This is a genomic window from Rhizobium sp. BK176 (genome assembly GCF_024808055.1).
Window position 1 is genome coordinate 35,609 of record NZ_JANUBV010000026.1, and the last position, 25,108, is coordinate 60,716.

At 59.4% G+C, this 25,108-nt stretch carries 26 protein-coding genes and 4 pseudogenes; 18 read left to right on the top strand and 12 right to left on the bottom strand.

Annotated elements, in window-relative coordinates; all coding sequences use genetic code 11:
• Positions 1 to 2: 2 nt before the first annotated feature.
• Genes FHT76_RS36160 through FHT76_RS36170 form a run of 3 tightly spaced genes read right to left on the bottom strand, consistent with a single transcriptional unit; the run spans position 3 to position 2,259 of the window.
• Positions 3 to 956 (bottom strand): shikimate dehydrogenase, encoded by a 954-nt coding sequence (locus tag FHT76_RS36160; protein WP_183758635.1) that lies wholly within the window; start codon positions 954 to 956, stop codon positions 3 to 5.
• The gene (eda, locus tag FHT76_RS36165; RefSeq protein WP_183758637.1) at positions 953 to 1,606 is read right to left on the bottom strand and encodes a bifunctional 4-hydroxy-2-oxoglutarate aldolase/2-dehydro-3-deoxy-phosphogluconate aldolase; all 654 of its coding nucleotides are present in this window, start codon (positions 1,604 to 1,606) and stop codon (positions 953 to 955) included. The genes FHT76_RS36160 and eda overlap by 4 nt, the downstream gene beginning before the upstream one ends.
• A gap of 35 nt (positions 1,607 to 1,641) precedes the next feature.
• Positions 1,642 to 2,259, bottom strand: coding sequence for a glucose-6-phosphate isomerase (locus tag FHT76_RS36170; RefSeq protein ID WP_259186452.1), 618 nt, complete (start codon positions 2,257 to 2,259; stop codon positions 1,642 to 1,644).
• Between the two features lie 201 nt (positions 2,260 to 2,460).
• On the opposite strand from FHT76_RS36170, the gene FHT76_RS36175 reads away from it, so the two are divergent.
• From FHT76_RS36175 to FHT76_RS36210, 8 genes are all read left to right on the top strand, one after another.
• Positions 2,461 to 3,432, top strand: a complete 972-nt coding sequence (locus FHT76_RS36175; RefSeq protein WP_183758641.1) for a substrate-binding domain-containing protein — start codon at positions 2,461 to 2,463, stop codon at positions 3,430 to 3,432.
• A gap of 130 nt (positions 3,433 to 3,562) precedes the next feature.
• The gene (locus FHT76_RS36180; RefSeq protein ID WP_183758643.1) at positions 3,563 to 5,074 is read left to right on the top strand and encodes a sugar ABC transporter ATP-binding protein; all 1,512 of its coding nucleotides are present in this window, start codon (positions 3,563 to 3,565) and stop codon (positions 5,072 to 5,074) included.
• 12 nt (positions 5,075 to 5,086) lie between these two features.
• Entirely contained in the window at positions 5,087 to 6,064 is a 978-nt protein-coding gene (locus FHT76_RS36185) for an ABC transporter permease (RefSeq protein WP_405049331.1), read from the top strand.
• 30 nt (positions 6,065 to 6,094) lie between these two features.
• The gene (locus FHT76_RS36190; RefSeq protein WP_183758645.1) at positions 6,095 to 7,597 is read left to right on the top strand and encodes an FGGY-family carbohydrate kinase; all 1,503 of its coding nucleotides are present in this window, start codon (positions 6,095 to 6,097) and stop codon (positions 7,595 to 7,597) included.
• Positions 7,594 to 8,289 (top strand): HAD family phosphatase, encoded by a 696-nt coding sequence (locus FHT76_RS36195; RefSeq protein ID WP_183758647.1) that lies wholly within the window; start codon positions 7,594 to 7,596, stop codon positions 8,287 to 8,289. Before FHT76_RS36190 ends, FHT76_RS36195 begins: the two co-directional genes overlap by 4 nt.
• Positions 8,276 to 9,052, top strand: a complete 777-nt coding sequence (locus FHT76_RS36200) for an SDR family NAD(P)-dependent oxidoreductase (protein WP_183758649.1) — start codon at positions 8,276 to 8,278, stop codon at positions 9,050 to 9,052. The genes FHT76_RS36195 and FHT76_RS36200 overlap by 14 nt, the downstream gene beginning before the upstream one ends.
• Positions 9,043 to 10,134 (top strand): glycerol dehydrogenase, encoded by a 1,092-nt coding sequence (locus FHT76_RS36205; protein ID WP_183758651.1) that lies wholly within the window; start codon positions 9,043 to 9,045, stop codon positions 10,132 to 10,134. The genes FHT76_RS36200 and FHT76_RS36205 overlap by 10 nt, the downstream gene beginning before the upstream one ends.
• 20 nt (positions 10,135 to 10,154) lie before the next feature.
• Positions 10,155 to 10,901, top strand: coding sequence for an SDR family NAD(P)-dependent oxidoreductase (locus FHT76_RS36210; RefSeq protein ID WP_183758653.1), 747 nt, complete (start codon positions 10,155 to 10,157; stop codon positions 10,899 to 10,901).
• 240 nt (positions 10,902 to 11,141) lie between these two features.
• Here the strand turns inward: FHT76_RS36210 and FHT76_RS36215 are convergent.
• Positions 11,142 to 11,237 (bottom strand): annotated as a pseudogene (locus FHT76_RS36215) (LysR family transcriptional regulator); the annotation flags it as partial.
• 2 nt (positions 11,238 to 11,239) lie between these two features.
• Here FHT76_RS36215 and FHT76_RS36220 point away from each other — a divergent pair.
• From FHT76_RS36220 to FHT76_RS41510, 6 genes and pseudogenes are all read left to right on the top strand, one after another.
• Positions 11,240 to 11,895: pseudogene (locus tag FHT76_RS36220) on the top strand (DUF1612 domain-containing protein); the annotation flags it as partial.
• Between the two features lie 936 nt (positions 11,896 to 12,831).
• Positions 12,832 to 13,350, top strand: a complete 519-nt coding sequence (locus FHT76_RS36225) for a Dps family protein (protein ID WP_183758655.1) — start codon at positions 12,832 to 12,834, stop codon at positions 13,348 to 13,350.
• Positions 13,351 to 13,380: 30 nt separating this feature from the next.
• Positions 13,381 to 13,848, top strand: coding sequence for a DUF992 domain-containing protein (locus FHT76_RS36230; protein WP_183758657.1), 468 nt, complete (start codon positions 13,381 to 13,383; stop codon positions 13,846 to 13,848).
• A 21-nt stretch (positions 13,849 to 13,869) separates the two neighbouring features.
• Positions 13,870 to 14,850, top strand: coding sequence for an alpha/beta fold hydrolase (locus tag FHT76_RS36235; RefSeq protein WP_183758660.1), 981 nt, complete (start codon positions 13,870 to 13,872; stop codon positions 14,848 to 14,850).
• 148 nt (positions 14,851 to 14,998) lie between these two features.
• The gene (locus tag FHT76_RS36240) at positions 14,999 to 15,238 is read left to right on the top strand and encodes a zincin-like metallopeptidase domain-containing protein (protein ID WP_259131608.1); all 240 of its coding nucleotides are present in this window, start codon (positions 14,999 to 15,001) and stop codon (positions 15,236 to 15,238) included.
• The gene (locus FHT76_RS41510) at positions 15,228 to 15,449 is read left to right on the top strand and encodes a hypothetical protein (protein WP_405049332.1); all 222 of its coding nucleotides are present in this window, start codon (positions 15,228 to 15,230) and stop codon (positions 15,447 to 15,449) included. Before FHT76_RS36240 ends, FHT76_RS41510 begins: the two co-directional genes overlap by 11 nt.
• Positions 15,450 to 15,991: 542 nt before the next feature.
• Here FHT76_RS41510 and FHT76_RS36245 read toward each other — a convergent pair.
• The 3 genes from FHT76_RS36245 to FHT76_RS36255 form a co-directional block, all read right to left on the bottom strand.
• Positions 15,992 to 16,993: an NmrA/HSCARG family protein gene (locus tag FHT76_RS36245; RefSeq protein WP_259131566.1), complete on the bottom strand. Its 1,002-nt coding sequence runs from the start codon at positions 16,991 to 16,993 to the stop codon at positions 15,992 to 15,994.
• The gene (locus FHT76_RS36250) at positions 16,977 to 17,936 is read right to left on the bottom strand and encodes an NAD(P)-dependent alcohol dehydrogenase (RefSeq protein WP_259186457.1); all 960 of its coding nucleotides are present in this window, start codon (positions 17,934 to 17,936) and stop codon (positions 16,977 to 16,979) included. Before FHT76_RS36250 ends, FHT76_RS36245 begins: the two co-directional genes overlap by 17 nt.
• 130 nt (positions 17,937 to 18,066) lie before the next feature.
• Complete coding sequence (locus tag FHT76_RS36255; protein WP_183758664.1) at positions 18,067 to 18,477, bottom strand: DoxX family protein; 411 nt, start codon at positions 18,475 to 18,477, stop codon at positions 18,067 to 18,069.
• A gap of 113 nt (positions 18,478 to 18,590) precedes the next feature.
• Between FHT76_RS36255 and FHT76_RS36260 the strand changes: the two genes are divergently transcribed.
• The gene (locus tag FHT76_RS36260; RefSeq protein WP_183758666.1) at positions 18,591 to 19,496 is read left to right on the top strand and encodes a LysR family transcriptional regulator; all 906 of its coding nucleotides are present in this window, start codon (positions 18,591 to 18,593) and stop codon (positions 19,494 to 19,496) included.
• A gap of 302 nt (positions 19,497 to 19,798) precedes the next feature.
• On the opposite strand, the pseudogene FHT76_RS41515 reads toward FHT76_RS36260, so the two are convergent.
• A pseudogene (locus FHT76_RS41515) lies at positions 19,799 to 19,885 on the bottom strand (hypothetical protein); the annotation flags it as partial.
• A gap of 63 nt (positions 19,886 to 19,948) precedes the next feature.
• Here FHT76_RS41515 and FHT76_RS36265 point away from each other — a divergent pair.
• Positions 19,949 to 20,213 (top strand): annotated as a pseudogene (locus FHT76_RS36265) (type II toxin-antitoxin system RelE/ParE family toxin).
• Positions 20,214 to 20,352: 139 nt separating this feature from the next.
• Here the strand turns inward: FHT76_RS36265 and FHT76_RS36270 are convergent.
• From FHT76_RS36270 to FHT76_RS36280, 3 genes are read right to left on the bottom strand one after another with little or no spacing between them, the layout of a single operon-like run.
• Positions 20,353 to 20,700: a nuclear transport factor 2 family protein gene (locus tag FHT76_RS36270; protein WP_259131561.1), complete on the bottom strand. Its 348-nt coding sequence runs from the start codon at positions 20,698 to 20,700 to the stop codon at positions 20,353 to 20,355.
• 4 nt (positions 20,701 to 20,704) lie between these two features.
• Positions 20,705 to 21,094, bottom strand: coding sequence for a VOC family protein (locus tag FHT76_RS36275; protein ID WP_183758668.1), 390 nt, complete (start codon positions 21,092 to 21,094; stop codon positions 20,705 to 20,707).
• 15 nt (positions 21,095 to 21,109) lie between these two features.
• On the bottom strand, positions 21,110 to 21,850 hold the full coding sequence (locus tag FHT76_RS36280) for an SDR family NAD(P)-dependent oxidoreductase (protein ID WP_183758670.1): 741 nt from the start codon (positions 21,848 to 21,850) through the stop codon (positions 21,110 to 21,112).
• 1,021 nt (positions 21,851 to 22,871) lie between these two features.
• Between FHT76_RS36280 and FHT76_RS36285 the strand changes: the two genes are divergently transcribed.
• On the top strand, positions 22,872 to 23,150 hold the full coding sequence (locus tag FHT76_RS36285) for a DUF1778 domain-containing protein (RefSeq protein ID WP_015633362.1): 279 nt from the start codon (positions 22,872 to 22,874) through the stop codon (positions 23,148 to 23,150).
• Positions 23,147 to 23,674, top strand: a complete 528-nt coding sequence (locus tag FHT76_RS36290) for a GNAT family N-acetyltransferase (protein WP_183758672.1) — start codon at positions 23,147 to 23,149, stop codon at positions 23,672 to 23,674. The genes FHT76_RS36285 and FHT76_RS36290 overlap by 4 nt, the downstream gene beginning before the upstream one ends.
• 125 nt (positions 23,675 to 23,799) lie before the next feature.
• Here the strand turns inward: FHT76_RS36290 and FHT76_RS36295 are convergent, their stop codons facing one another.
• The gene (locus tag FHT76_RS36295) at positions 23,800 to 24,900 is read right to left on the bottom strand and encodes a hypothetical protein (protein ID WP_246712819.1); all 1,101 of its coding nucleotides are present in this window, start codon (positions 24,898 to 24,900) and stop codon (positions 23,800 to 23,802) included.
• Positions 24,901 to 25,108: the final 208 nt, after the last annotated feature.

Here is a 25,108-nt window from a genome sequence, read left to right on the forward strand (position 1 = left end):
TTTTACCTCCCCGCCGCAGCGAGTGCGATTTCCGAAATGCGATCGAAAGATGGTCCCGACGGCGGAATTTTCACGTCGAAGACTTCCGCCACGACCTGCGTCCAGCCGTGGATGAAATAGGTCCAGCCGTCCTCGACTTGCAGCGCCTTTTCGGCTTGCTGCCGCCGCGCCTGATCGAGAAAGACGAGGTCGCCGCGATAGTTCAGATCCCAGACGACGGATCGCTCGGGGAAAATGGCGGCGTCAGTCAGCGGCGAGCCAGGCGCGTCTTTGCCGAGGCCTGTCGCATTGATGACAAGCGATCCCGGCTTCAGGGATGCTAGAACGGCGTCGTTTGCCGCCGGCGTCTCCGCGAGCAGATATTCGATCGGGACCGCGGTCTCGACCTGCTGGTGAATGCGCCTGATCTCGTCCAGACGGTGCTGGCTGCGATTGGTGACGACGATACGCGCGGGAACGTTGCTGCCGCGGGACTTGCGCATCAGGTGCCAGGTCAGCGCGATCGTCGAGCCGCCGGCGCCCATCGAAAACAGGTCCGCATCGCTGTGTTCGAAATAGTCTTCGCCGAGGAAGGCATCGATCGACAGCCCCGACGAGATCGGATCCTTCGCATGGCAGATCAGCTTGCCGCCGCGCTTGGAAATGCAGCTCGTCTCGTCCATCAGAAGCGCATGCGGATCGATGACGTCAAAAAGGTGCCGGCATGCGTGGAAAAGGTCGATCTTGTGAGTCGTGACAAGCGCGCCCATCGACAACGGGTCGTCGCGGATGAATTCGACGGCTTTCCGGTAAGCGGCCGGATCGGCGTGCAGCTTGAAATCGATGCCCTTGATCACCGCATCCTTGAGGCCGAGATATTCGGCCCATGCAGGAAACACCTTCATGATCGAACTTTTGCCCGTCGTGACGCCGATGAAATAGAGCGTCGGCTGGGTGGCTGGCTGATAGGTGCTCACGCGCGCTTCTCCAAAGCTTCCTTCGCGACCTTGACGGCTGCGGCGGCATTGCGGGCAATATCGGCAAAGCGGCCGTCGCGAATATCTTCAGTCTTGGCGATCCAGGTTCCGCCGACCGCGATAACCTGCTTGATGGCCAGCCATTCACCGATCGTGGCTTCAGTCACACCGCCGGTTGGTATGAACCGGATTCCCAGATGGGCAAACGGTGCGGCGATGCCCGAGAGGGCCTTCGGGCCACCGGCGACGCCTGCGGGAAAGAATTTGGCAAGCTTCACGCCGCGAGCCGACGCAAGCGTCAGGTCTGACGGCGTCATGATGCCGGGGCAGAATGGCAATCCGGCATCCTTGGCGGCATCAACGATTTCAGGATCGAAGCCGGGCGCCAGCCCGAAACGTGCACCGGCGTCGATCGCCCGCTTGAGATTGGGCTTGTCGAGAACCGTTCCGGCGCCGATGCAAAGCTCGGGACGGGCATCGCGCAGGGCAGCCATAACTTCGGCTGCCGCTTCCGTGCGGAACGTGATTTCGGCAACCGGCAGGCCGCCCTCCAGAAGGGCGTCGGCAAGCGCCACGGCATCGGAGGCGCGCTCAATCGCGATAACGGGGACGACACCAAGGCTGGCGATCAGATCGATAGGGTTTTTCATGGCTGGTTTCCTCTGCCGGTGAGGCTGTTTCAGGCCTATGTCTTGATAAGGGTGCGTGCATGCTCTGCCGAACGCGGCAGGTAGGCCTTGTTTTCCACAAGCTCCCAGCCGCCGCCGGGCATGGCCACGACACGATGGCGCATCCCGTTCGACGCTTCGATGATGCCGTAGTCCTGGCCGCTATCGGACGGGTAGGCGAAAACCATGACCAGATCTTCGTCGCCGACATTGATGGAGCGGTGAATCCAGTAGGGCGGCACATAGCAGATCGTCTGCGGCCGGATCTCGATGATGCGCGTCTGGCCTTCCGGCGATTCGAGCTGCATCAGGCCATGTCCCTTCTGGCCGTAGTAGATTTCCGGCCGGTCGGCCTTCGCGTGAATATGGCCGCGGGTCAGGAAGAACTCGTCCCCGACACGCCCAGGGCTCATCCGCGTCACGCCGTAGATAAGATCGCCGCTATGCGTGCCCGGCTTGAAGTCCTCGACGTCGTAGACGACCGGATCGCTCAACGTTTGCAAAAGCGCCGTATGCGCATCCTGATCAGCATATAGCCCTGCCAGATCGCTCAGCCGCTTTTCGTACCGGCCCGTATTTCCGCTCATTCCGCCGCCGATCGGATCGACGACGCTCGAGACTGGTTCGCGCATCATGAAAGCACCTCCATTTGGTAGTAGAATTACATAAATAGAAGAAATGATACGTGCAAGATAAATTTTTAGGCAAAATAAGAGCGATTGTTTGCGCAAAATGCTGAAAAAATATATTGACGTAAAAATTCTACGTAATTACGCTACATAACAGCCAATACAAACTGGCTCGCGAATTTCGCGCCTATCTGGAGGAGAAGAGAAATGAAGAAAACAGTTGTGAAGCTCGCGCTCGGCGCGGCTGTGTCCCTGCTGGCCATGTCCGCAGCAAACGCCGCCGATTGCAAGATCGGTATTTCCATGAAGACCCTGGACGCGCCTTATTTTGCAGCACAGGAAGTCTCGGCAAAGAAGCATGCGACGGAACTCGGATGCGAAGTCATCTCCGTGGACGGCCAGAACGACCTGAACAAGCAGGTCGCCGACGTCGAGGACATGGTTGCGCAGGGCATCCATGCGCTGATCATCAACCCGCGCGACAGCAAGGGCCTCGTTCCTGCGGTCAACGCTGCGACCGCAGCCGGCGTGAAGGTTTTCGTCATCGACTCGACCATCGATCCGCAGGCGAATTTCGTGACGCTCGTGCAGTCGTCGAATTCGCAGAACGGCCTGCTGGTCGGCCAGTGGCTTGCCGACAATACCAAGGGCAAGGATCTGAAGATTGCGCTGATTTCCGGCGACAAGGGCAATGAGGTCGGCCAGGAGCGCCGGTTGGGCGTGCTTGCCGGTCTGCTCGAAGGTCAGTTGCGCAACGAGGGTCGTGCCCGTTTCGAAGTCGTCGGCCAGGGCTGGGGCGCATGGGGTAACGAAGGCGGCCTCAAGGCCATGGAAGACCTCCTGACGGCAAACCCCAACATCAACGTGGTTCTCGGCGAAAACGACTCGATGGTCCTCGGCGCCCAGAAGGCGATGGAACAGGCCAACCGCACCGACGGCGTCCTATTCCTGGCGGCTGCCGATGGCCAGAAGGAAGCGCTGCAGGAAATCAAGGACGGCAAGTACGGCGCAACCGGACTGAACGATCCGGCGCTCGTCGCGTCGACCGCGGTCGATCTCGCAAAGAAGGCAATCGACGGAAGCCTTCCGAAGGATATTTCGAAGATCACCTACACGACGCCGACGGCAATCACCAAGGACAACGTCGACAAGTATCTCAAGAAGGACGCGGTATTCTAAGAGCCGATCCTCCCAGCGGCCGGCAGCGAAAGCCGCCGGTCGCACTTGTTGCATTTGTGACTCGCACGCAGCCTCTTGCGGCTGTCAGGATCGGATGGATCCTGCCGTCACTCATGATGAGATGTTGCATATGGAAACTCTGGTAGAACTGGCCGGCATTCGTAAATCCTTCGGTGGGGTGCGCGCGCTGCAAGGGGTCGATTTCGCGCTGCGCGCCGGCGAGGTGCACGCGCTTCTCGGCGAAAACGGCGCCGGCAAATCCACGCTGATGCGCGTACTGGGCGGGGAATACATTCCCGAAGCCGGAAGCGTCATTATCCGCGGCGAGGAGCAGCAGTTCCGTGGTCCGACCGACGCTCTGGACAAGGGCATTGCCATCATCCACCAGGAGATGGCGCTGGCGACCGATCTGACGGTTGCCGAAAACATCTTTCTTGCCGAGATCCCCTCGGTCATTTCCTGGCGCGATCTCAACCGCCGGGCTGCAGAACTGATTTCCAGTCTCGGCTTCTCCATTTCGCCCTCGGCGACCGTGTCCGATCTGTCGGTCGCTCATCAGCAGGTCGTCGAGATCGCCAAGGCGCTGTCGCGCAATGCCAGCGTCATGGTCTTCGACGAGCCGACCGCGGTTCTGTCCGTCCGCGACGCGGAGCGCCTGCTTGGCATCATCCGCACGCTGCGCGAACGCGGCGTCGGCATCATCTACATTTCCCACCGGCTGGACGAAGTGTTTCGCATCGCCGATCGCATCACCGTGATGAAGGACGGCGCATCGATCTCGACGGTCCAACGCAAGGACTTCGAAGTCGACGATGTCATTCGCATGATGGTCGGCAGATCGCTCAAAGCCCTGTTCGGCGAGGATGTCGAGCGTACGATCGGAAGCGAAGTTCTTCGCGTCGAGAAGCTTTCCGACGGCGCCCGCATCCGCGATATTTCGCTCAGCGTGCGGGCAGGGGAGATCGTCGGTCTCGGCGGGCTTGTCGGTGCCGGACGGACGGAACTGGTCCGGATGATTTTCGGCGCCCAGAAGGCTGCCTCGGGTAGTATCTTCCTGCATGGCAAGCAGGTGCGCATCAACACCCCGTGTGATGCGGTGAGGGCCGGCATCGGGCTTGTGCCGGAAAGCCGCAAGGAGCAGGGGCTCGTTCTCGACTTCCCGATACGCGTCAACGCCACGATGTCCAAGCTGGCGCCACTGGTGAACGCCTTGGGTTTCGTCCGCCGCTCGGCCGAGATGACGACGGTGCAGACGCTTGCATCTCGTCTGCGCATCAAGGCCGGCAGCCTCAATGATCCCGCATCGAGCCTATCGGGCGGAAACCAGCAGAAGGTCGTTCTGGCAAAATGGTTTCACGCCGGCGGCGATCTGCTGATCTTCGACGAGCCGACCCGGGGCGTCGATGTCGGCGCCAAGACTGAGATCTATGCGCTGATCAAGTCGCTGGCCGCCGAAGGCCGCGCCGTTCTGGTGATCTCCTCCGAACATATCGAACTTTTTGGGCTGTGCGACCGGATCCTCGTCATGCGCGAAGGCGAACTGACGGGCTCGCTCGAACCAGAAAATTACACCGAAGAAAAACTGCTGAAGCTCGCGATGGTCAATACCGTCACGCAGGCTGAAGCCCTCGCGACCAACTGATTGGGTAACGCCGTGACCGATTTGACCGAAACAGCCCGCCATCCAAGCTCGCTCAATATCAGCAACATCCTGCATCGCTACGGAACATTGGCGATCCTGATCGCCCTGCTGATCGTGGCAACCTCGATGTCGGACGTGTTCCTGACACAACGCAACATCATCAATGTGCTCCGGCAAAGCGCCGGCACTAGCCTGATGGCGATCGGCATGTTGTTCGTCATCCTGACGCGGGGCATCGACCTGTCAGTCGGCTCGGTCGCTGCGCTCGGCAGCATCCTGTCGGCCATCCTCATCCAGGATTACGGCACGGGCGTTTCGATCGCCGGCGCTCTGCTCGCCGGTGCGGCCTGCGGCCTTGTTTCCGGCAGCCTGATCGCTTTCCTGAAATTGCCGCCATTCGTGACGACGCTTGCGATGATGACGGTTGCCCGCGGTCTGTCTCTGATCATATCCGGCGGACAGCCGATCCAGATGGGTGATGCCGGAAGCTTCATCACCAGCTTCGGATCCGGTTTGATCGCCACCATTCCTTATCCGGTCGTTCTGATGGCCGTCGTCTTCGTGGTTGCCGGGACCGTGCTGGTCTTCACGCGCTTCGGACGCCTGGTCAAGGCAATCGGTTCGAATGTCGAGGCGGTCAGGCTTTCCGGTATTCCGGTCGCCTATTACACGACGGCCGTCTATGTCATCTCCGGCGTTCTCGCCGCTGCAGCCGGCATCGTTTCGACCAGCCGTACAGGCATCGGATCGGCCAATATCGGCGTCGGCGCCGAACTCGACGCCATCGCGGCCGTCGTCATCGGCGGCGCGAGCCTGATGGGCGGCCGAGGCGGTGTCCTCAATACTTTCATCGGTGTACTTGTACTCGGCATCATCGCTAATATGATGAACCTCGCCCGCGTTCCCGGCTATCATCAGCAGGTCTTCATGGGCTGCATCATCATCGGTGCGATGCTCCTGCAATATGCCTCGAACTGGTTCCGCAAGTAGCATCGCGCCTCTTGCCGGGAATGGACCCCAATGTCTCAAGATCTCTTTCTCGCCATCGATGTCGGCACCGGCAGCGTTCGTGCCGCACTGGTCGACACCAAAGGCAAGATACTCTCGGTCGCGAGCCGTGAACACGAACAGATCGTTCCCCAGTTCGGCTGGTCCGAACAGCGGCCGCGCGATTGGTGGCACGGTGTCGCGCAGGCCATCCGGGATGTTCTTGAAACGATACCGGACGCACGGTCGAGAATTGCCGTGGTGGCCGCATGCGGCCAGATGCACGGCACGGTTCTCGTCGATCAACACGGAGAACTGACGCGCGACACGGCGCCGCTTTGGAACGACAAGCGGACCGTCAACTACGTGACGGCGTTCGAGCGCACCCATGCGCCGGAAGGCTATCTCGCCGACAGCGCGAACCCGCCGGCGCCAGCCTGGCCCGGGTTCAAGCTGCAATGGCTGCGCGACAACGATCCGGCCGCCTATGGCAGGGCGGCCGCGGTGCTGATGTCCAAGGACTACATCAATCTGCGCCTCACCGGCGAGATCGCCATGGATCGCAATGATGGCGGCGCCAGCTTCCTGATGGATCCCCGGACGGGACAATGGTCGCCGAAGATGATCGCGCTGCTCGGCCTCGACGTTGAAAAGCTTCCCCCGCTTCGCGATCCGGTCGAGATCCTCGGCCATGTCACCGGCAAGGCGGCGACGGAAACCGGCCTTCGCGAAGGGACCCCGGTTCTGGTCGGCGGTGCCGATTACCCCGTCGCTCTGCTCGGTTCCGGCGTCTGCCGCCCGGGCATCGGCTCGGAGGTCATGGGAACGTCGGCGATCATCACCGCGATCGCCAGCCAGCCGCTTCTCGATCCCTCGGTCTGCAATGTCGGGACCGTCGATGGCAACTGGGGCGCCTTCATGCTTCTGGAATCCGGCGGCGACGCGATGCGCTGGGCCCGCCGTGCCTTCCACGAGAAACAGGCTTCATACGAGGAAATCGTCACCAAAGCCGCCGAAGCGCCTGCCGGCTCCGAACGCCTGTTCTTCATGCCCTATCTTGCCGGCGAACGGCTGGGTGATCATCGCAACGCCCGTGCCCAGTTTTTCGGCATCGGCGCCGCCCATGGGCTTGCCCACATCCACCGTGCCGTTCTCGAGGGCGTGGCGTTCGCCGTCAAGCGCCACATCAACATTCTCGACCGCATTTCCGGGGCGCCGCTCGAGCGGGTGATCGCGTCGGGCGGCGGCGCCAAGACCAAGCTCTGGATGAAGATCAAGGCAAGCGTCTATGGCATCCCTATCCTGGTGCCGGAAGAACCGGAATGCGGCCTGATTGGTTGCGCGATCATGGCTGCCACGGCGACGGGGCAATACGGGACCGTCCGACACGCGGCCGACGCCTATGTTCGCTATTCGGAAGAAATCCTGCCGGACCCGCGCTGGATGGATGTCTACCGGCCGATGCAGCAGTTCTTCGAGAAGCTCTATGCGCATAGCCAGGCGCTCTACGACGATCTCGACAGGTTGCCGCAATGACCCGCCGCGCCGTACTCTTCGACATGGACGGAACGCTGGTCGACAGCGAACCGCTGCATTTCGACGCCATGTCGCGGGCAGTGACCGCGATGGGCTATGTGCTGCCGGAGGAGTTTGCGAATGTCCTGACGGGCATGAGCGGCGCCGACTGCCACGCCCTGCTGCAGCAAACGATCGGCTTCAAGCCATCGCTTTCCGAATACACCGGGGCGAAATATCGGTCCTATCTCGAGGCAGCGCCCACACTGCACAGGCGCCGCGGCGCGGATGCGGCGCTGGCGCTGCTCGCCGATAATTCGGTACCTTTCGCGATCGTCTCCAATTCCGACAGGATGATCGTCGACGCCAATCTGCGGGCCGTCGGCCTGCAAAGCCCAGGGTTGATTTCCGTCAGCCGCAGCGATGTCCGCCGGGGCAAGCCCGATCCCGAGCCGTTTTTGCGGGCCGCCTACCTGCTCGGTATCGATCCTGCGGATTGCATCGTCGTCGAGGACAGCATTCCGGGTGCGACTGCTGGCCATGCCGCCGGCATGATGGTCATAGGCTGGCCTGAACCGCATCGGGACGATCTTGTCTTTCCCGAGGACACGATCGTTGCGGCCCCGCATGACCTCGCGGCGACGCTCGCCGCTCGTCTTAATGAAAACCACACCACCAAAAGCATCAAGGATGCATCGCATGTATCTCGATAAGTTCAAGCTTACCGGCAAGTTTGCCGTCGTCACCGGCGCCGGCCGCGGCATCGGCCTTGCCGCAGCCGAAGCGCTCGCCGAAGCGGGCGCGACCGTCGTGCTGACCGATATGAACGGCGATCTGCTGGCGACCGCCAAGGCGGAGTTGTCGGCCAAGGGCTATAAAAAGGTCGATAGCGAAGTACTCGATGTCACGGATGCGGGCAGGGTGCAGGCGGTCCATGATGCGATCATGGCGCGTCATGGCCGTGTCGATATCCTGGTCAACAACGCCGGCATCGCCATCAGCAACCACCCGGCCGAAACGATGGCCGACGACGTCTGGAACAAGGTGATCGACGTCAATCTCAACGGTGTCTTCTGGTGCTGCCGTGCCTTCGGCAAGTCGATGCTCGAAAAAGGCGGCGGCAGCATCGTCAATGTCGGATCGATGTCCGGCTTTATCGTCAATCGCCCGCAGGAGCAGGCGAATTACAACGCCTCGAAGGCTGCTGTCCATCATCTGACGAAATCGCTGGCGGCCGAATGGGGTGCGCGCGGCGTACGCGTCAATTCGGTCGCGCCGACCTACATCGATACCGAGATGAACAAATATGTCTACGAAGATGCCGAGATGTACCGGCACTGGGTCGGCGGTACGCCGATGAACCGTCTGGGGCGCACCGATGAAGTCGCTTCGGTCATCCTGTTCCTTGCTAGCGATGCCTCCAGTCTGATGACCGGTTCTATCGTTCTGGCCGATGGAGGTTACGTATGTTGGTAGAATCTGCACCGGACATCACGCCGCGCGGCGCACGGTTTCCCGGCCGCTATATTCAGGCCAAGGGCGCGATCGGCCTTCTGGGGCAGGAGGCGGCCGGATTCGGTAAGCGTGCTGTGGCGCTTCTGGATCGCGGCATCTTCGATCTGCTTGAGACGGATATTGCGGCTGCTCTGTCCGGGCATGTCGAAGCCAAGCTCATCCGCCATGGCGGTGAATGCTCCGAGCACGAGATCGGGTCGCTGGTTGCGGCTGCGCGCAATGCGCAGGCCGAGCTGATTATCGGTGCTGGCGGCGGCAAGGCTCTCGATACGACCAAGGCCGCGGCGAGGGATCTCGGCCTGCCGGTCATAATCGTGCCGACGATCGCCGCGTCCGATGCGCCCTGTAGCGCGCTTGCGGTGATCTACAACGAGGACGGCACGGTCGCCTATGACACATTTCTGCCGAGCAATCCCAATCTCGTGCTTGTCGATACCGCGCTGATTGCCAAGGCGCCGGCCCGTTTCCTGGCTGCGGGGATCGGCGATGCGCTCGCCACCTGGTACGAAGCCGATTCCTGCCGCCAGAGCGGCGCGTCCAACTGCATGAGGATGCCGGGCGTGTCCCTGGCCTTCGAGATTGCGCGGTTTTGCCGGGATACCATTTTCAAATACGGCGCTGCCGCGCTTGAAGAATGCGATGCCGGACAGGCAGGCCCTGCGCTTGAGCGCGTTGTCGAGGCCAACATCCTTCTCTCGGGGATCGGTTTCGAGTCGGGCGGTGTGGCCGCCGCCCATGCCATCCATCACGGCCTGTGCGAACTTGAGGATGTGCATCACCACTTGCATGGCGAGAAGGTGGCGATCGGCGTGCTTGCCGGCCTGAAAATTCATGGCCGCGAGGACGAGTTTCTGAAGGTGCGCGACTTCTGCCGCAGCGTTCGCCTGCCGACGCGCCTTGCCGATATCGGCATTGCGGATGCGACAAGCGACAAGCTGGCGACCGTGGCGCGCCGCGCGTGCCGTCCGGGAGAGATCATCCACAACGAACCGATACCGGTCAGCGAAGCGGCCGTTCTCACAGCATTGAAGGAACTGGTCTGAGCATGACGGGAGAAACGAAAATGGACGGCGTAACGGCATTCGCACCGGACCTCTTGAAGGAAAAGATGGTCGTCGTTTCTGGCGGCACGAGCGGGATCGGACTGGCGGTGGCGAATGGTTTTGCCGCCGCAGGGGCGACCGTCATCGCAACCGGCAGCTCGCAACAGCGTCTGCGCGACGCGCGCGGGGAAACGACCCGCCCAATCAGGTTCGAGCAGCTTGACGTCAGGGATGGCGCGGCAGTCGAGGCGTTTTTTGGTGGCCTCGACAGCCTCGACGTTCTCGTGAACTGCCAGGGCATCGCCCGGCCGGACAACGAATGGAACGAGGAAATCTTCCTCGATGTCATGGATGTCAATCTCAACAGCGCGATGCGCCTGTCCCGCGCGGCCTTTCCTCTGCTCAAGCGCAGCGGCGGCAGTATCGTCAATTTTGCCTCGATGCTGAGCTATCTCGCCGACGAAAGCGTCCCGTCCTACACCGCCAGCAAAACGGGAATTGTGGGCTTGACTCGGGCGATGGCCCATAAATATGGCCGCGATGGCGTACGCGTGAATGCGGTCGCGCCAGGGTATCACCGGACCGAAATGACCAAGGCGCTGTGGTCGGTTGCCAAAAGCGAGCAGAAGATCGCTGAGCGTTCCGCATTGAAGCGATGGGGCACAACAGAAGATCTGGTCGGACCGATCCTGTTTCTGTGCTCGAATGCCGCCGCGTTCGTGACCGGCGTTACTATACCAGTCGATGGCGGATATCATGTAGGTTAATTCGGTAATCGCTGAACTAACGTTTTGCGCTGCCCGTATTTTCCGCTCACAGTTGAGCCGCCTGGGCGACGATACTGATACTGGCCGGGCGCTACGCGTTTTCTTTCCTAGCGACAGTCAGCAGAATGTGGCCGTGGGTCGACGTTCGGCGTGGAACGGATCGAAATCGACTTGCAGCTTTAGCGGCCTAGCGTAAGGCGGGCGAGTTGTGTCTGACAAGAAGATCTCAATCGTAAGGGCTCATACGCGAAATCGCATGGCATCCACAAAAGCCGAGAACGCCGGCGATTTCTGTTTTCTGCTGGGATAAAATAAGTGATATCCTTAATATATCGGGCACCATTCAGCGCGATGCGCTGCGCACCCGTCGTCGCATCTGTGGCCAGTTACCGGATTGGGCGCTGTCGGCGGACGGCGTTCGGACGCTGCGACAAACCTCCGAAATTATGTCTGCTGACACCGGTGATACGCTGACTGTCGCCGCGACCTGACGGGCGGTTGCGATGGATGCGGAGGGGGAGGAGGATGATGGTGATGACACCAAAGATCTGCCCGGGGTCGACTACGCTGCCATAGATGCCCTGCTGGCCCGATCGGAGGCAGCGATCGAACGAGCCAGGAAGCCCGGCCGGGCTCCGGCCGATCCGATGATCTATGATCTCGACTGGGATGAGGACGCCCGGCTCGATGAATGGCGCGGCGTGTGGCACCAGGCCGAGCATCTGCCGGCGGTGCTGCAGGCGATCATCGCCTTCGATGCCTGGAACGAGCTTTCCGTCCTTCAGTACGCGCCCTGGCTCGGCCGATTGTCTTCTCCGCGTCGATTCTCCGGGAGGCGGGCATCACCACCGACGCCTATCTCGCCGCCATCAACCTTGGGCTCAAAACCATCCCCGTCGATCGGCGCCGGCATCACGATCGTGAAACCCGGCTACTTGCCATTGCTCGGCCTGCGCGAGATCACGGGGTGGGGGAGGTTTCGAGCATGGGGATAATGTGAACATTATCTCTCGCCTCCTCTGCGGCTTTAAAGGGAGGCAATTCAGACAAGAGCCTTAGTGTCGTCGTTCGGGACGCTGAGCGCGTAACCGAACGCCGACATTCGAGTAAACAGTAATTGAGGACACCATGCACGAGACATTCCGGGCATTCACCGAAAACTTGGACCCGAAATTCGAAGCTCTTATGGCTCAAGCGCCGGTCACAGACACAATCTTGCGTCCGGACTTTAAGGGTTCGGGCATCTATATGTTTTCGGGAGGCGGGAATAGCCTCTACGTCGGCCGCACTCGCGATGTGCTCAAGCGCTACGGCCAGCATACCCGTCGATCCAGCGGCCACAACAGCGTCCTCAATGCGTTGAGCGCTGGACAGCGGGGTCTTCACGAAGTTAGCGAGCCACGCCCCGCAGCTTTGCCACGAACACGCAAAGGTTTATCGCAGTAGGCGGAGCGACCGCACTTTCAACGGCTTTCAATGCATCCCAGCGGCCGGGGTGATGGTCGTACCGTTCGACACCGTCCGGGCGTGATCTTTCATGTCGGTACGTCTTGAGGATTGTGGCTCTTAAATGGCAGCGGGTGCGGGCGCGTCCATAAAGAAAACAGCGGCGACGGCACCCGGCAAACGCGAAACCCGGGCATAGGTTACCGAACCGTCAGTGCGTCAAGAAAATGGCCGGCTCCGGACGTGGGAGAGGACTCCGAAGCCCACAGCTTGTTCAAGCCGATCGCCCCGGGGGAGGAGTGAAGCGATGGGCAAAGACTAGTTTGGTCCAGCACCTCGGAAAACTACACTAAGGTATTGGCCCGCCTGTATGAATAGCCGATTTCGCCGCTGCCGCTCTTCTCCATATCCTCCATGCCGATCAGACGGCCGCAACCACTACCGTCTCGTGATTGTCCAGTAGACCGCGCCAAGGAGAATGATTATGGATACGATCACAGCCACCAGAACCCGCACGCTTCCGCTCGCCACCCCGACCGATCTCGGCGTCGATGCGACCCGCGAAGTATCCGCCGCGCTGACCGCGTTGCTGGCGGACGTTTTTACCCTCTACATCAAGACTAAGAACTTCCACTGGCATATCTCCGGTCCGCATTTTCGCGATTACCACCTTCTGCTCGACGAGCAAGGGGCGCAGATTTTCGCAATGACGGACGATATCGCCGAGCGGGCCCGCAAGATCGGCGGGACGACCGTCCGCTCAGTCGGCCATATCAGGCGCCTGCAGCGTCTACTCGATAATGACGCAGATTTCGTTGCGCCCGACGACATGCTTGCCGAACTTCGCGAGGACAACAAACAACTAGTAGCAATCCTTCGGCAACTGCACACCCTGACTTCGTGTTGCAACGACCACGCCACAACCAGCCTGATTGAAAACTGGATCGATGAAACGGAACGCCGTGTGTGGTTCCTTTTCGAAACGACGCGCCGCGCGCACTGAACCCCCGATTTCTCCAAAAAGGATTACCCGATGAAACATTCCGTCTTCTATTTGCTGGCTGCTGGCATGCTCGCCGCTCCCGGCGTTTCCCGCGCGGAGCGTGCCGAAGTCGGTCTGCTGGACTGCGATGTGTCTGCCGGGATTGGCGTCATCGTCGGCACCAAACAGGACCTGCACTGCACGTTCAGGCGGAGCGATAGCGGGCCTGTCCAGCATTACTCGGGGAGCATCACGGAGTTCGGCCTCGATGTCGGAACCGTCGAAACGGGCCGCATGGCCTGGCTGGTCTACAACGCCACACGCGAATCCGTGGGCGGTCTGCAGGGCACCTATGATGGTGTGACCGCCGGCGCCAGCGTGGGCGTGGGCGCAGACGCCCACATCCTCGTCGGCGGAAGCTCCAGGACCGTAGCGCTGCAACCCGTGTCCATCGAGGGAGACACAGGGCTCAACCTCGCCGTCGGCGTTGCCTCGCTAACGCTGCACCAGACCCCGTAAATCCCAACCGGAGCCAATGCGATGAGCGACAATTCGGTTGAACCGGCGATCACCAGAAGGCACGCCCTGCTGGCCGGCGCCGGCCTTTCCGCGACGATGACAATGCCGTCGCTCGCCTTTTCCAAAACCACCAAACCATCGAAAGAAGGAGTATTGCCAATGACCAGCAGCTTCGTGGAAACCCAGGACGGCGTCCAGATCTTCTACAAGGACTGGGGCCCAAAGGAGGCGCGACCCATCGTATTCCACCACGGCTGGCCGCTCTCCTCCGATGATTGGGACGCCCAGATGCTGTTTTTCCTGCAGAACGGCTTTCGTGTCGTGGCCCATGACCGCCGCGGACACGGGCGCTCCTCGCAAGTCAGCGACGGGCACGACATGGACCACTACGCCGCCGATGCCCACGCTGTGGTCGAACATCTCGATCTTAAGGGCGCCGTTCACATCGGCCATTCCACAGGTGGCGGGGAGGTCGCCCGCTACGTGGCGAAATTCGGTCAGCCTGCGGGGCGCGTCGCCAAGGCCGTGCTCGTCAGCGCTGTTCCCCCGCTGATGCTGAAGACCGATGCCAACCCCGAAGGCCTGCGCCTAGAAGTCTTCGACGGCTTGCGTTCGGCGCTTGCGGCAAACCGCGCCCAATTCTTCCGCGATCTTCCGTCCGGGCCCTTCTATGGCTTCAACCGCAAGGGTGCGATCGTATATGAGGGCGTCATCCAAAACTGGTGGCGTCAGGGCATGATGGGCAGCGCAAAGGCGCATTACGAAGGCATCAAGGCGTTTTCGCAAACCGACCAGACGGAAGACCTAAAGGGGATGTCAATTCCAACGCTGGTGCTCCACGGCGACGACGACCAGATCGTGCCGCTTGCTGATGCCGCGCTGAAATCGATTAAGCTTCTCAAGAACGGCAAGCTGAAGGTCTACCAGGGCTATCCTCATGGCATGCTGACGACCCACGCAGAGGTTGTCAATCAGGATCTGCTGGCCTTCGTTAAGGCTTGAGACCAAAGCATCCGCCGCCGGACAAGAAGCTGACTGTCCGATGAGCCGGCGTTCACCACCTTCCGCTAGGTCGGTAGGAGCGATAACGGCGTCCGCCGCAAGATGAAATGGATCTTGCTGCGGCCGTTGTCGCTGTCTGACCCCCGCCATCGCCAGGTTCTTTGCTAGGTCCTTAGCTGTTCGCTACGGCGGCAACCAAGCCTTCTTCAGCCCGGCCGGGGATCATATCAAGATGCCGCTTTTTGGTAGCTTCAGGGATGTGGCTTCTTCTATGCGACACCGGGTCATGAGGTGGCTTACCGGACGGCGCTCCCGCACCGGTCGGCCGCGACCTCACCTGGTGTTCGGAAGACCGGAGCAAGAGAGCCCGGGAAGAACTGGTAGCTGAAGCTTCGAGTTGCTTCCTTTCCGCCAATTTCGGGACTAGTTCGAGAACTGGAGCCGCGGCCGGACCGTGTGTCCTATTTTCAGTCGTGTGGTTGAAGGTGGTCTCCGACGACAAGCGGGCGATCTTTCAGGCGCCCGCGAATGCGCAGCGCGCTGTCGCCTACCTGCACGGCCCTCAACCGGCTGCAGGCAAAGAACGGGAGGCCGCATGATAGCGACGCCCTCGTCCTTCCGCCTGTTAATGCTCGTCTTTTCGGCCATAAAATGCTGCGGTGTCGGCTCCATGCCCCCCTCGTTATTTGCGACAGGACTCCCCGAGCCGCCAAAGTCCGCCTTACCCGTACCTCTGGGCATGGCAGCGCGAAGAGGGCGAAAGGGAAGGCCGGAAGCCTGTCTCGATTTTATGGTGCTGGCCATTCAAATGTTGGTCAGACCACCTTCTCATCCTGGCGCTTTCCAGCACGCAGCCGCGCGCCGGCCAGACGGAGCTCGAGATCCCGCAGCTTGAATGCCGGCGCGCTGGAATGCGCGACTTGAGACGCCTGATTACCATGTCGAAGGTCAACCACGATATCGCGGAGCTACTACAAGCCGAACTCGCCGCTCATGAGCGCACGGCCAAGCATTCCGCACGACCGGGAGCGTGCGCCAGGCCCAGCGACATAGCCACGTCCGGAAGCCATAAGCCGCCGGCGTGTTGTCGTTGTCATCGGCATTGCCGTATCTCGGTTATTAACCCCTATGCCGAGCCCTTTTACATCGGTCCAGTCGGATGTCGGAAGTGCTCTCGCGCCCACGCGACAAACTTCGTCGGCTGTTTGCCAGATACAACGTTTGCGAGCTCGAAGTCAGCGACGGTGAACGTGCCCATGTAGGTATGCGCCTCAAAGTAATCGAAAGTGGCTTCCACCTCAGCTGGAAAGACGCCACGCGGTGCACGGGCAAACGAAAATTCGTGTTCGAGCTGCCGAAGGGTATCGATCACCTCGTTGAAGCTTAGAACGTCACCGACAAGAGGCAAGTATTGTCCATTGCCTACCTCTGCAGGACGGCTGAACGCCCCTGCAACAATGTCGCCGAACTCGTTGATGTCGCCCATGTGAATGCTGCGCGAGTTCGGGTTGAGCGGAAGGGTCCAGCCACAAGAACCGTCTGGACGCTGCTGCGGCGCCATGACCGATAACAAATTTTGATAATAAAAAGGTGGCACTACGAACGTGTGGTGCGTAAATCCGGCGGACCGCACGATATGGTCAACTTTAGCCTTACCGGTGTAATGGGGAACGTGGAAACGACCCCCACTTATTGTATCAACATTCGGCAAGGTCGACCAAATTAGGTGTTGAACACCGGCCGCCTTGGCGACCTCAATTGCGGTTGTTGCCTGCTTGATCTCGTCGGTTCCCTCTTGCCAGAAATTCGTCACGAGGAAGAGCCCGTGCGCACCTGAGAGCGCCGATATAAGAGTTTCGGGTCGGTCAAGATCAGCCTCGACGACTTCGTCGGCAATGTCGCTATGCTCTCTGGGGTGACGAGTGAGGGCACGGGTCTTGAATTCATTGTCGGTCTTGAGGGCGCGCAAGACAGCCCCTCCCTGCTGGCCGGTTGCGCCGACGACGGCGATAGTCTTCTCAGTTGTGGAGGACATATTCGTTCCAAAATCCAGATTGAGTTTACGGGTCGGGGTCGCATTTCGCGGCGTTCCCGATTTTCGCGAGTTCGAAAAAGCACTCTTTCGTCTAGGCTTGGCGGTCACCTTCAATGTCGACGATGATCTTGCCAAAAGGCGCGCCGCGAACCTGTTGTTCGAATGCGTCTCGTGAGCTCTCGAATGCGAAACGCTTTCCGATAATTGGATGGATGTCGCGCCTTTCGATGAAAGCATTCATTTCCTCAAAGAGCTTACGCGAGCCGACCCGGACGCCGCGCACGTTGACCGTGCCGCCAAGGATGAGCATGGGGTTCAGCACTCGCTTAGGGTTCATCAAACCGACAAAATGCACCGTGCCTTCCCGAGCTGTCGCGGCGATTGAGCGCTCTAACGTGTCAGGCCCGACGGCATCGACGACGTGCTCGACGCCCCATCCCCCGGTGAGTTCGCGGGCGCGCAAGTGCCAGTCAGGTTCGTTCTTGTAGTTGACGACGTGGCTGGCGCCGACGTCTTTGGCGCGGGCCATTTTTTCATCACTAGAGGAGATAACGATTGTCTTTGCTCCAAGCGCGTTTGCGAATTGCAACGCAAAGAGGGCGACGCCACCTGTTCCAGTGATGAGCACTGTTTCCCAGGCGCGAACATTTCGAACTGCGTTCCAGGCGGTGACCGCGGCACATGGAAGTGTAGCAGCTTCCTCGTAATTGAGGTTCTCAGGCAGTCGGACCAAACCCTCCTCATGGAAAGCTCTAAATTCTCCAAGGACCCCATCGATCCCGTGTCCCAGTGTCGTGCTGGAATCAACCGCATGTGAGGGGATGGGGCCATAGATCCAGTCCTGGACGAAGTTTCCCACTACCCGGTCGCCCACCGCGAAACGACGGACCAGTGGGCCGACGGCCACGACCTCACCTGCGCCGTCCGAAAGTGGGATTGTGGCGCGGGAGAGTTGAGTTCCATCCTCCCCGTTGAGGTAGAAGCTATCCTTGTAGTTGACGGACGCAGCTTGCATCCTCACCAGCACTTCGTTTTGTGCGAGTTCGGGCATGGGCTCCTCGGATAGACGGAGCCCGTCAATATGCGGAGTTGTAAGTCTGAAGACACGCATTTTAGATGCTTTCCTTGGCTTACCACGGGCTCCGCCGCGGTGCAGCGGATGGCCTGTGGCAAAAGATAGATTATGCGGCGGGGGAGCGATCGGAGGTTGGTCGTCCGTCCAAGCTAAGTGAACCCGAACCGAAGGCGATGATCTGCAACAACCCGCCAGCGATCGCGATGTTCTTTAGAAAATTCGTCGACTGCATCTGGTCCGTCAGGTCGGCGTGAAATGCGAATGCTGTGACGATACAAAAGAGGGCCAGTATGCCCGCCGCCATCCGTGACTTAAAGCCGGCAAGAAGGAGCACGCCACCGCCGACTTCGATAATGATGGCGATCAGATAGGCTAGATCGGGGAGGGGCAGGCCGGCGGAAACGATGTAGCCCTTGACCATGGCGGCGTTGGTGATTTTGGCGAGACCGCTCACCAGAAAAATGATGCTAATGAGCAGGCGACCGATGGCTGGAAGATAGCGCAAATTGTTGGACATTGGAGAGATCTCTCATGTTGAGCAGTCACTGGAATAGTTCTGGCGATTAGCTAGACGGAAACGGACTACACAAAAAGCTGGATAATCTTGCGCAATTTGTTCTAATAACTGGGATGATTACCCCGCACCCACCCACCCTAGAGCAGCTTCGAGTTTTCCTCGCGATCGCGGACACCGGCAGCTTCGCGGGAGCTGCTCGCAGCCTTAACCGAGCGACATCTGTCGTGAGCTACCAACTCGCGAACTTGGAAGCCCAGCTAAGTCTCTCGCTGTTTGATCGTCGAACGGCGAAAAGGGTGAGCCTCACGGAGGCCGGTCGAGCACTATTGCCAAGTGCAAGGGCCATCACAAGAGAGGTCGGCGGGTTGCTAACCCGCACCAGAAGCCTCTTGCAGGGCGAAGAGGCTGAAGTCTCTTTCGCCGTTGACGTAATGATGCCGATCCCAGCACTCACCGAAATCCTCAACGCCTTCAGTGCTGCCTATCCGTCCGTTACCATGCGATTGCATGTTGAAGCTGTCGGCGCGGTAACGCAACTCGTCCGCGACGGGGTCGCCGACCTCGGTATCAGCGGGCCTGTGCCGGCGACGGCAGATGGTTTGGAGTTTGTTCCGCTTTGCTCGATTGCCGTGGTTCCGGTCGCGGCCCCCAGTCATCCCCTCTCTGCGGAGAAAGACGGCGCAATCGCTGAAATTAAGGCGCGCAGGCACGTGCAGCTTGTCCTGTCGGATCGATCCAAACTCTCGCAGGGGCGGGATTTTGGCGTGCTTTCCGAACAAACCTGGCGGCTGGCCGACCTTGGCGCAAAGCACGCACTGCTGCTAGCAGGGGTCGGTTGGGGATCAATGCCTGAGCCGATGATACGCTCGGACATGGAGGCCGGGCGACTGGTGAGGCTACCGCTCAATTTGTGGAAGGACGCTCGCTATCAGTTCAGAGTAGTCCAGAAGTCTGACAAGGATCTGGGACCGGCCGGTCAATGGCTGTTGGATAGGGTTCAACAGGGCGAAATTGGCTGAGCACAAGCCCAAGGTCATGCGATCGAGATCTCCGTGCGTGGTGAAACCGTATACTAATAGACAATCAACCCGTGGCGTAATCCGAATGGCTCCGCACAGCAATCGGCGGCTACCGCCAAGAAAGCAGGAACCAAAACCGCTGCTGCGAGCTTAAACTCGAGCAAGTATTATTCCGCCCCAGATTGACCGTGCCCATTCGCCCGCCGTTGGCGCCGCCGAAAAAGTTTCGCCTGACCGTGCAAACTCTCGAATGGTCGATATGTTTTGTCATGTGGCAAGCCCGGCTGCACGGTGTGCAGTGATTACGGATTGGCCATGAACAATGCAATTGTCACAGGACCGACGCCACCGGGAACAGGGGTGATCGCGGCGGCGACTTTAACTGCCTCCAAGTGGGCTAGCGAGTTTGCCGAAGCCACCGCTCGAGCCGAGACCAGCCGCGGAAGCGATTGATGCCATTCAGCCTTTCGATCCAAGCGGAAGAGGAGCATCTTCGGAGCACTCATTGCCAAACGATATCACGATGAGCTTTTTGCCTTGCTCGAACTCATCGTCACCAACCCAAGAATGGCGCGCGAACGCCATGAGATTTCTCCTCCTGTCAGGATCCATCCGTTCAAGGCGCACCTTGTGGTGTATCGCATCATCGAAGACGGGAGCATGTTCGTGATCCGTATCCGCCACGGCCATGAAGATTGGTCGGGAGACTGTTTCTAATCAAAGCCTTCGACGCATTCATAATGTGCTGGTCGCGAGTTCGAATCCGATCAAGGCGTTCAGATCTAGCACGACTGGGTCTGCCTATCGCTTTTAATCCAGTGATGGGTACCCGCCTAAATGACATTACCACGTCCGCCTATTCAAGATCGGCGTCGATCCGCGAGATTAGCCCTTCCTCGTCGAACGCGATGTCGAGCCGACCGATCTCATGACCAAAATCTCCGGTGAAATCCACGTTGGCACGAACCCGGTTCTCGTCGAGCGCCTCGATCGATAGTAGGCGGGTCACAGTGTGGTAGCCGATGAAGTAGCGCTCGATGTAGTCGCGGATGCCGGCATGGCGGTCAAAGCGCTCGCCGGTTGAAGGATCGTCGATCACGGCGCGCGACGTGAAGAGGGATAGTACAGCTTCGACGTCGAAGGCATTGGTGGCGCCGATGAGGGCGTCAACCTTCGCTCTCATGATGGGAATGTCGGTCATCATCTCACTATCCATGCTGCCAGCTCTTGTTGACGAATTCGAGCGTATGGCCGTCGGGATCTGCAACCTGCGCGGCGTAGTAGCGTGGATCGTAATGCAACTGCGGACCTGGTTTGTGGATTTCGAGCGCGCCCGCAGCAACATGTGCGGCATCGACCATCGCTTCTGAATCGGCAGCGAAGCCGATATGCATCGAGCCTGGCGCAGTCTCGCCCTTGCGCAGCCAAAAGATGAAGCGACCGTTCTTGCCGAAACCCTTGAGGTCGGGATGGCCCGGAGGGCCATCCTTTCCGGCATAGTCCAAGCGCTGGGTGATACCGAGGGGGCCAAGCGTTGCGGTGTAGAAGACAATCGAGCGTTCGACGTCGGCAACCGTGGGAACTATGTGATCGAGCATCGAGAGCCTCCCTTGTCAGATAATGTAGCCGCCGGCCACTTCGATGTTCTGGGCGTTGATGTACCGGTTATCGTCAGACAGAAGGCTGGCGATGACGCCGCCAATCTCTTCCGGTTCACCAACGCGTCCCAGCGCGATCATGCCCGCCAGCGTGGCTTCAAACTCCTCGTTCAAGCCGCCAAGCTCGGTGCGGATAGCACCCGGCGAGACGGAATTTGCCCGGATCTTCCGGTCAGCGAATTCCTTGGCCATATAGCGGGTCAGGACTTCAAGGCCGCCCTTAAAGGAGGCATAGGGCGCCACGCCGGCAAAGGCGACACGCATGGTGGCACTGGTCAGGTTGATGATATGTCCGCCATCGACGATCAATGGCAGCAGCGTCTGGGTGAGGAAGAACGGGCCTTTCAGATGCACGGCGAACAGGCCGTCGAATTCCTCTTCGGTGACGCTGACGATCGGATTGTAAAGGCCATGGCCAGCATTGTTCACGAGGAAGTCGAAGTCGGTGCGGGCGAAGCTCGTCCGCAGAACCGATGCGACCTCTTCGCGGAAAGCGAGGAAGGAGCCGACATCGCCGACATCGAGCTTGAGGGCGACGGCGGTGCCGCCGCCAGCCGCGATCGAGGCAACGAGCGCGTCGGCTGCAGCCGGGTTTCTGTTATAGGTGAGGACAACACCCATGCCGCGCGCGGCGCAGATTTTCGCCGTGCTGGCACCGATGCCGCGGCTGCCCCCGGTGATAATGACGACCTTCATTTTGCTTCTCCATTGCCTCAGTGACGATGGGCAAGGGATAGTTCGTGGCGGGAAAAACCGCTGTCCGGATTCTCTTCCGTTATTGCCTATTTCTGCTTCATGCTTGCGATGTGCTCTCTTGAAGTCCGTTGTCTTAACGCCGCGAACTTGAAAGGAACACAATCCGTGGCTATCTATAATGCACTGGCGTCGCTGGTGAGTGTCCGAAGGGATGTTCGCGATAGCTAAAGTCGTTTCCTGCTTTTGACCACGGATGTACTGGCACTGGTATGAGGAGCGACATGAGAAGGTCGGTGCGAATTCGCCCCGGCCTTTTTTGTTGCGCCAGCATCCAACGCCTGTCAGGGCTATCGGTTTTTCTTGTTGATCCCGAGCAACGCCAAACCCATCTATACAGTATGCCGAAACAGAAGATTATCATCGCTCCCGCCCTCGTGGAGACCTGGACACTGTCGCCCGCCGCCACGTTCGGCTCGGCTGTCCGCGCCATTTAATCGTAAGAATGCGCCCGTTCCGGCTGGTAATGGCACCTAATTGGAGATTTTTCGGTGCGATTTTCGACGCTTGACGCCTACCAATTCGGAAATAACCTTTTGTAATCTTTGGAATTTCTGATTAAGCTTAACCGTAGGCAGCCATCTTTTCCCCGGCGGCGAATCTCACATTAAGTGCCAAAATCGAAACCAGAATCTCAACTTAAGTGTCCAATCTCAATTTAAGTGCCGCGCTATCTTGTTGAAATAATTGCATGCCGAATCTTACGATTAAATGCCAAACGACAGCAGACTTTGCGTCCGTACTGGGCGTCAATTGGCGAGATCAGGCGCCCATTGCCCTTGAGGGCGTTCGCGATGGTCTGCAGATCGCTGAACAGCTGACCGGTGATCCCAACGTTCTTCACGCCCTGAGGCGAGCCAAGAAGATATAGAGGTGCGCCTGGGCGATCTGTACGCCTTGAAGGCGCACACCATTGACGACGAGGAGACTTTCGCCTATATTCCATTGAGAGATGGAGGCCGACATGCCGAGCATAGCGAACGAGAACAGCGAGCGTATGAGTTTGAGGGTGCCTGCCACGGCCAAAGCTAAACTCGTGCGCGCTGCGGCACTTCGTAATACCGATCTGACGGATTTCGTGACGCAATCCGCGCTGCGAGAAGCAGAGGCTGTGATCGAGGAAGCCGAGACGATCAAAGTGTCGAAGCGCGATCATCTTCGCATTCTTGAGCTTCTGGAAAATCCGCCTAAACCTAACGCCAAGCTGCGCGCGGCGATTGCCGGTTTGCCTGGCAGCCTATGACTTTACCTGCATGGCATGAGGAACCGATCGCTAAGTCTCACGGTCGGGCAGTCTTCGATTGCGGCGACGGTCAGATGAACGAGTTTTTGCTCCGGTTCGCCCGACAGAGCCATGAGCAGAATGCCTCGAAAACCTTCTGTGCTATCGACGACGCAGTGCCCGGCCGTATTCTTGGGTTCTATACGATCGCGCCCTCGGCAGTCGAGCATGCGACTGTGCCAGATGCAATGACACGCGGTCTTGCCCGCCATGACGTGCCAGGCTTCAAGCTCGCGCGATTGGCTACCGACCGCGCGGTTGCCGGGCAGGGACTGGGAGGCCGGCTCCTAGCCGCCGCAGCGCTCCGCTGCCTGCGACTTGCAGGAGAGGGCGGGGGACTTTTACTGATCATCGATGCTAAAGGCGAGCGAGCGGCCAACTGGTACGCTTCCTATGGTGCCGAACCGCTGAAGGACAAGCCGCTAACTCTCGTAATGCCGCTCATCACCTTTGCGGCCGACTTGCGTGCTAAAGGTCTCCTTTGATCCCGTATGGCGCCCGAATACGGTTGATTTCGCCGCAAGCGAACTATCGCATCGTGATGATCATCTTGAGGATAAGCTATATCACCAATGACCATATGGCGAGCCGGGCGCCTGCGGCGGCCCGGCTAGAGAGGAAAAAGGCCTAAGCGGCCTTCATCAGCCATTCCGGAGAAATGAATGACCCGATTGCCGAGTTCGACATCGGACGGTGGATCCATGTTCTCAACGATGATGGCTTGTCGGTCGCTCTCTAGGCCGAGAAGGTATCTGTAAAAGTTCCCATTTAGGTTGGTTTCGCTGAGATCGTCCTCTGCACTGTCGGGCTCGCGGTAAGACAGCAGAGGAGAGTCAAGCACAACGATCCCGGGGTGAGGGAGATCGTTGTCGGCGCAATATTGAATAAGAGAAATCGTAAACGCCGACTGCGTAATGGCCCTGAGCCCTTTTCCGTAGGACGTTCTCGCTTTCCCGGACACCACAAAATCTTTGGCGGTTGTGTCGAAGTGCACATGCTCGACCGTCGGGAAACCCCATTGCCGGAGCACGCTTTCAACACGTTCCGCGAACGGGGCGACCACGGTACTTGTTAGGCGATTGTTGGATGTGGCATCGCCCGCTCCCCCTTCGTTCTGCCGTTCCAGGTTGGCCTTGCGACTGGTGAGATCATTCAGATTTCTGAAGAGACCGAGCGCTTCGCGTACATTCGCGCCCTTGTCCGCGAGCTCTTTGTATGTCGCGCGTTGTCTTCTAAGGTCCGGTGATACAACGGTCTCGATCTCAATCGAGAGTTCGCTCAGTGAATTCCTCATATTGGGAAGGGATTTCCGAATTGATTGCGCCTCCGCGTTCAACGCGGCGATTGTCGTCGTCAGCTCGGATTGCCGAGACTCGATTTTTTGCATCTCCGCCTCGGCCGCTGCGACGGTCACCGCTACATCGCCGTGGCAGACCGCACTGGGATTGTGATGGTCGGGCGAAGCACCGCATGTCGCGCAGACCTCCTGTCGGAGAACCGAAAAAAAGCTACCCGCCTCGCGGATACCTAAGAGGCGCTCATAGTCCGAATCGTAGTGGTCCCGTAGAAGATTGAAGCGGTCAAGCAGAGTGGCAATTTCCGTGTATCGATCGTTGGTAATCTCGAGCTTTTGGATGATGGCCCGCCTTCTGGACGAGATCGCCTTGAATTTTTCCTCGGTGAAAGCGAGCTGCTCGGCGCGATTGTCCATCGCTCTCGTAAGCCGCTCCTCCTGATCAGACAGTCGCGTGAGCCGGATATTGTCGTGATACGTTTTTGAGCGTCCGCGATCAGCTGATCGAGAAGATCGATTTGGGCCAGTCGCTTCTGATCTTCGGTGGACGTGCTTTTGCGTGACAGGAGCGCTGTGTCATCGACGCCGGTCAACAACATCGTGAAGACGGACGTATTTGCCGTAT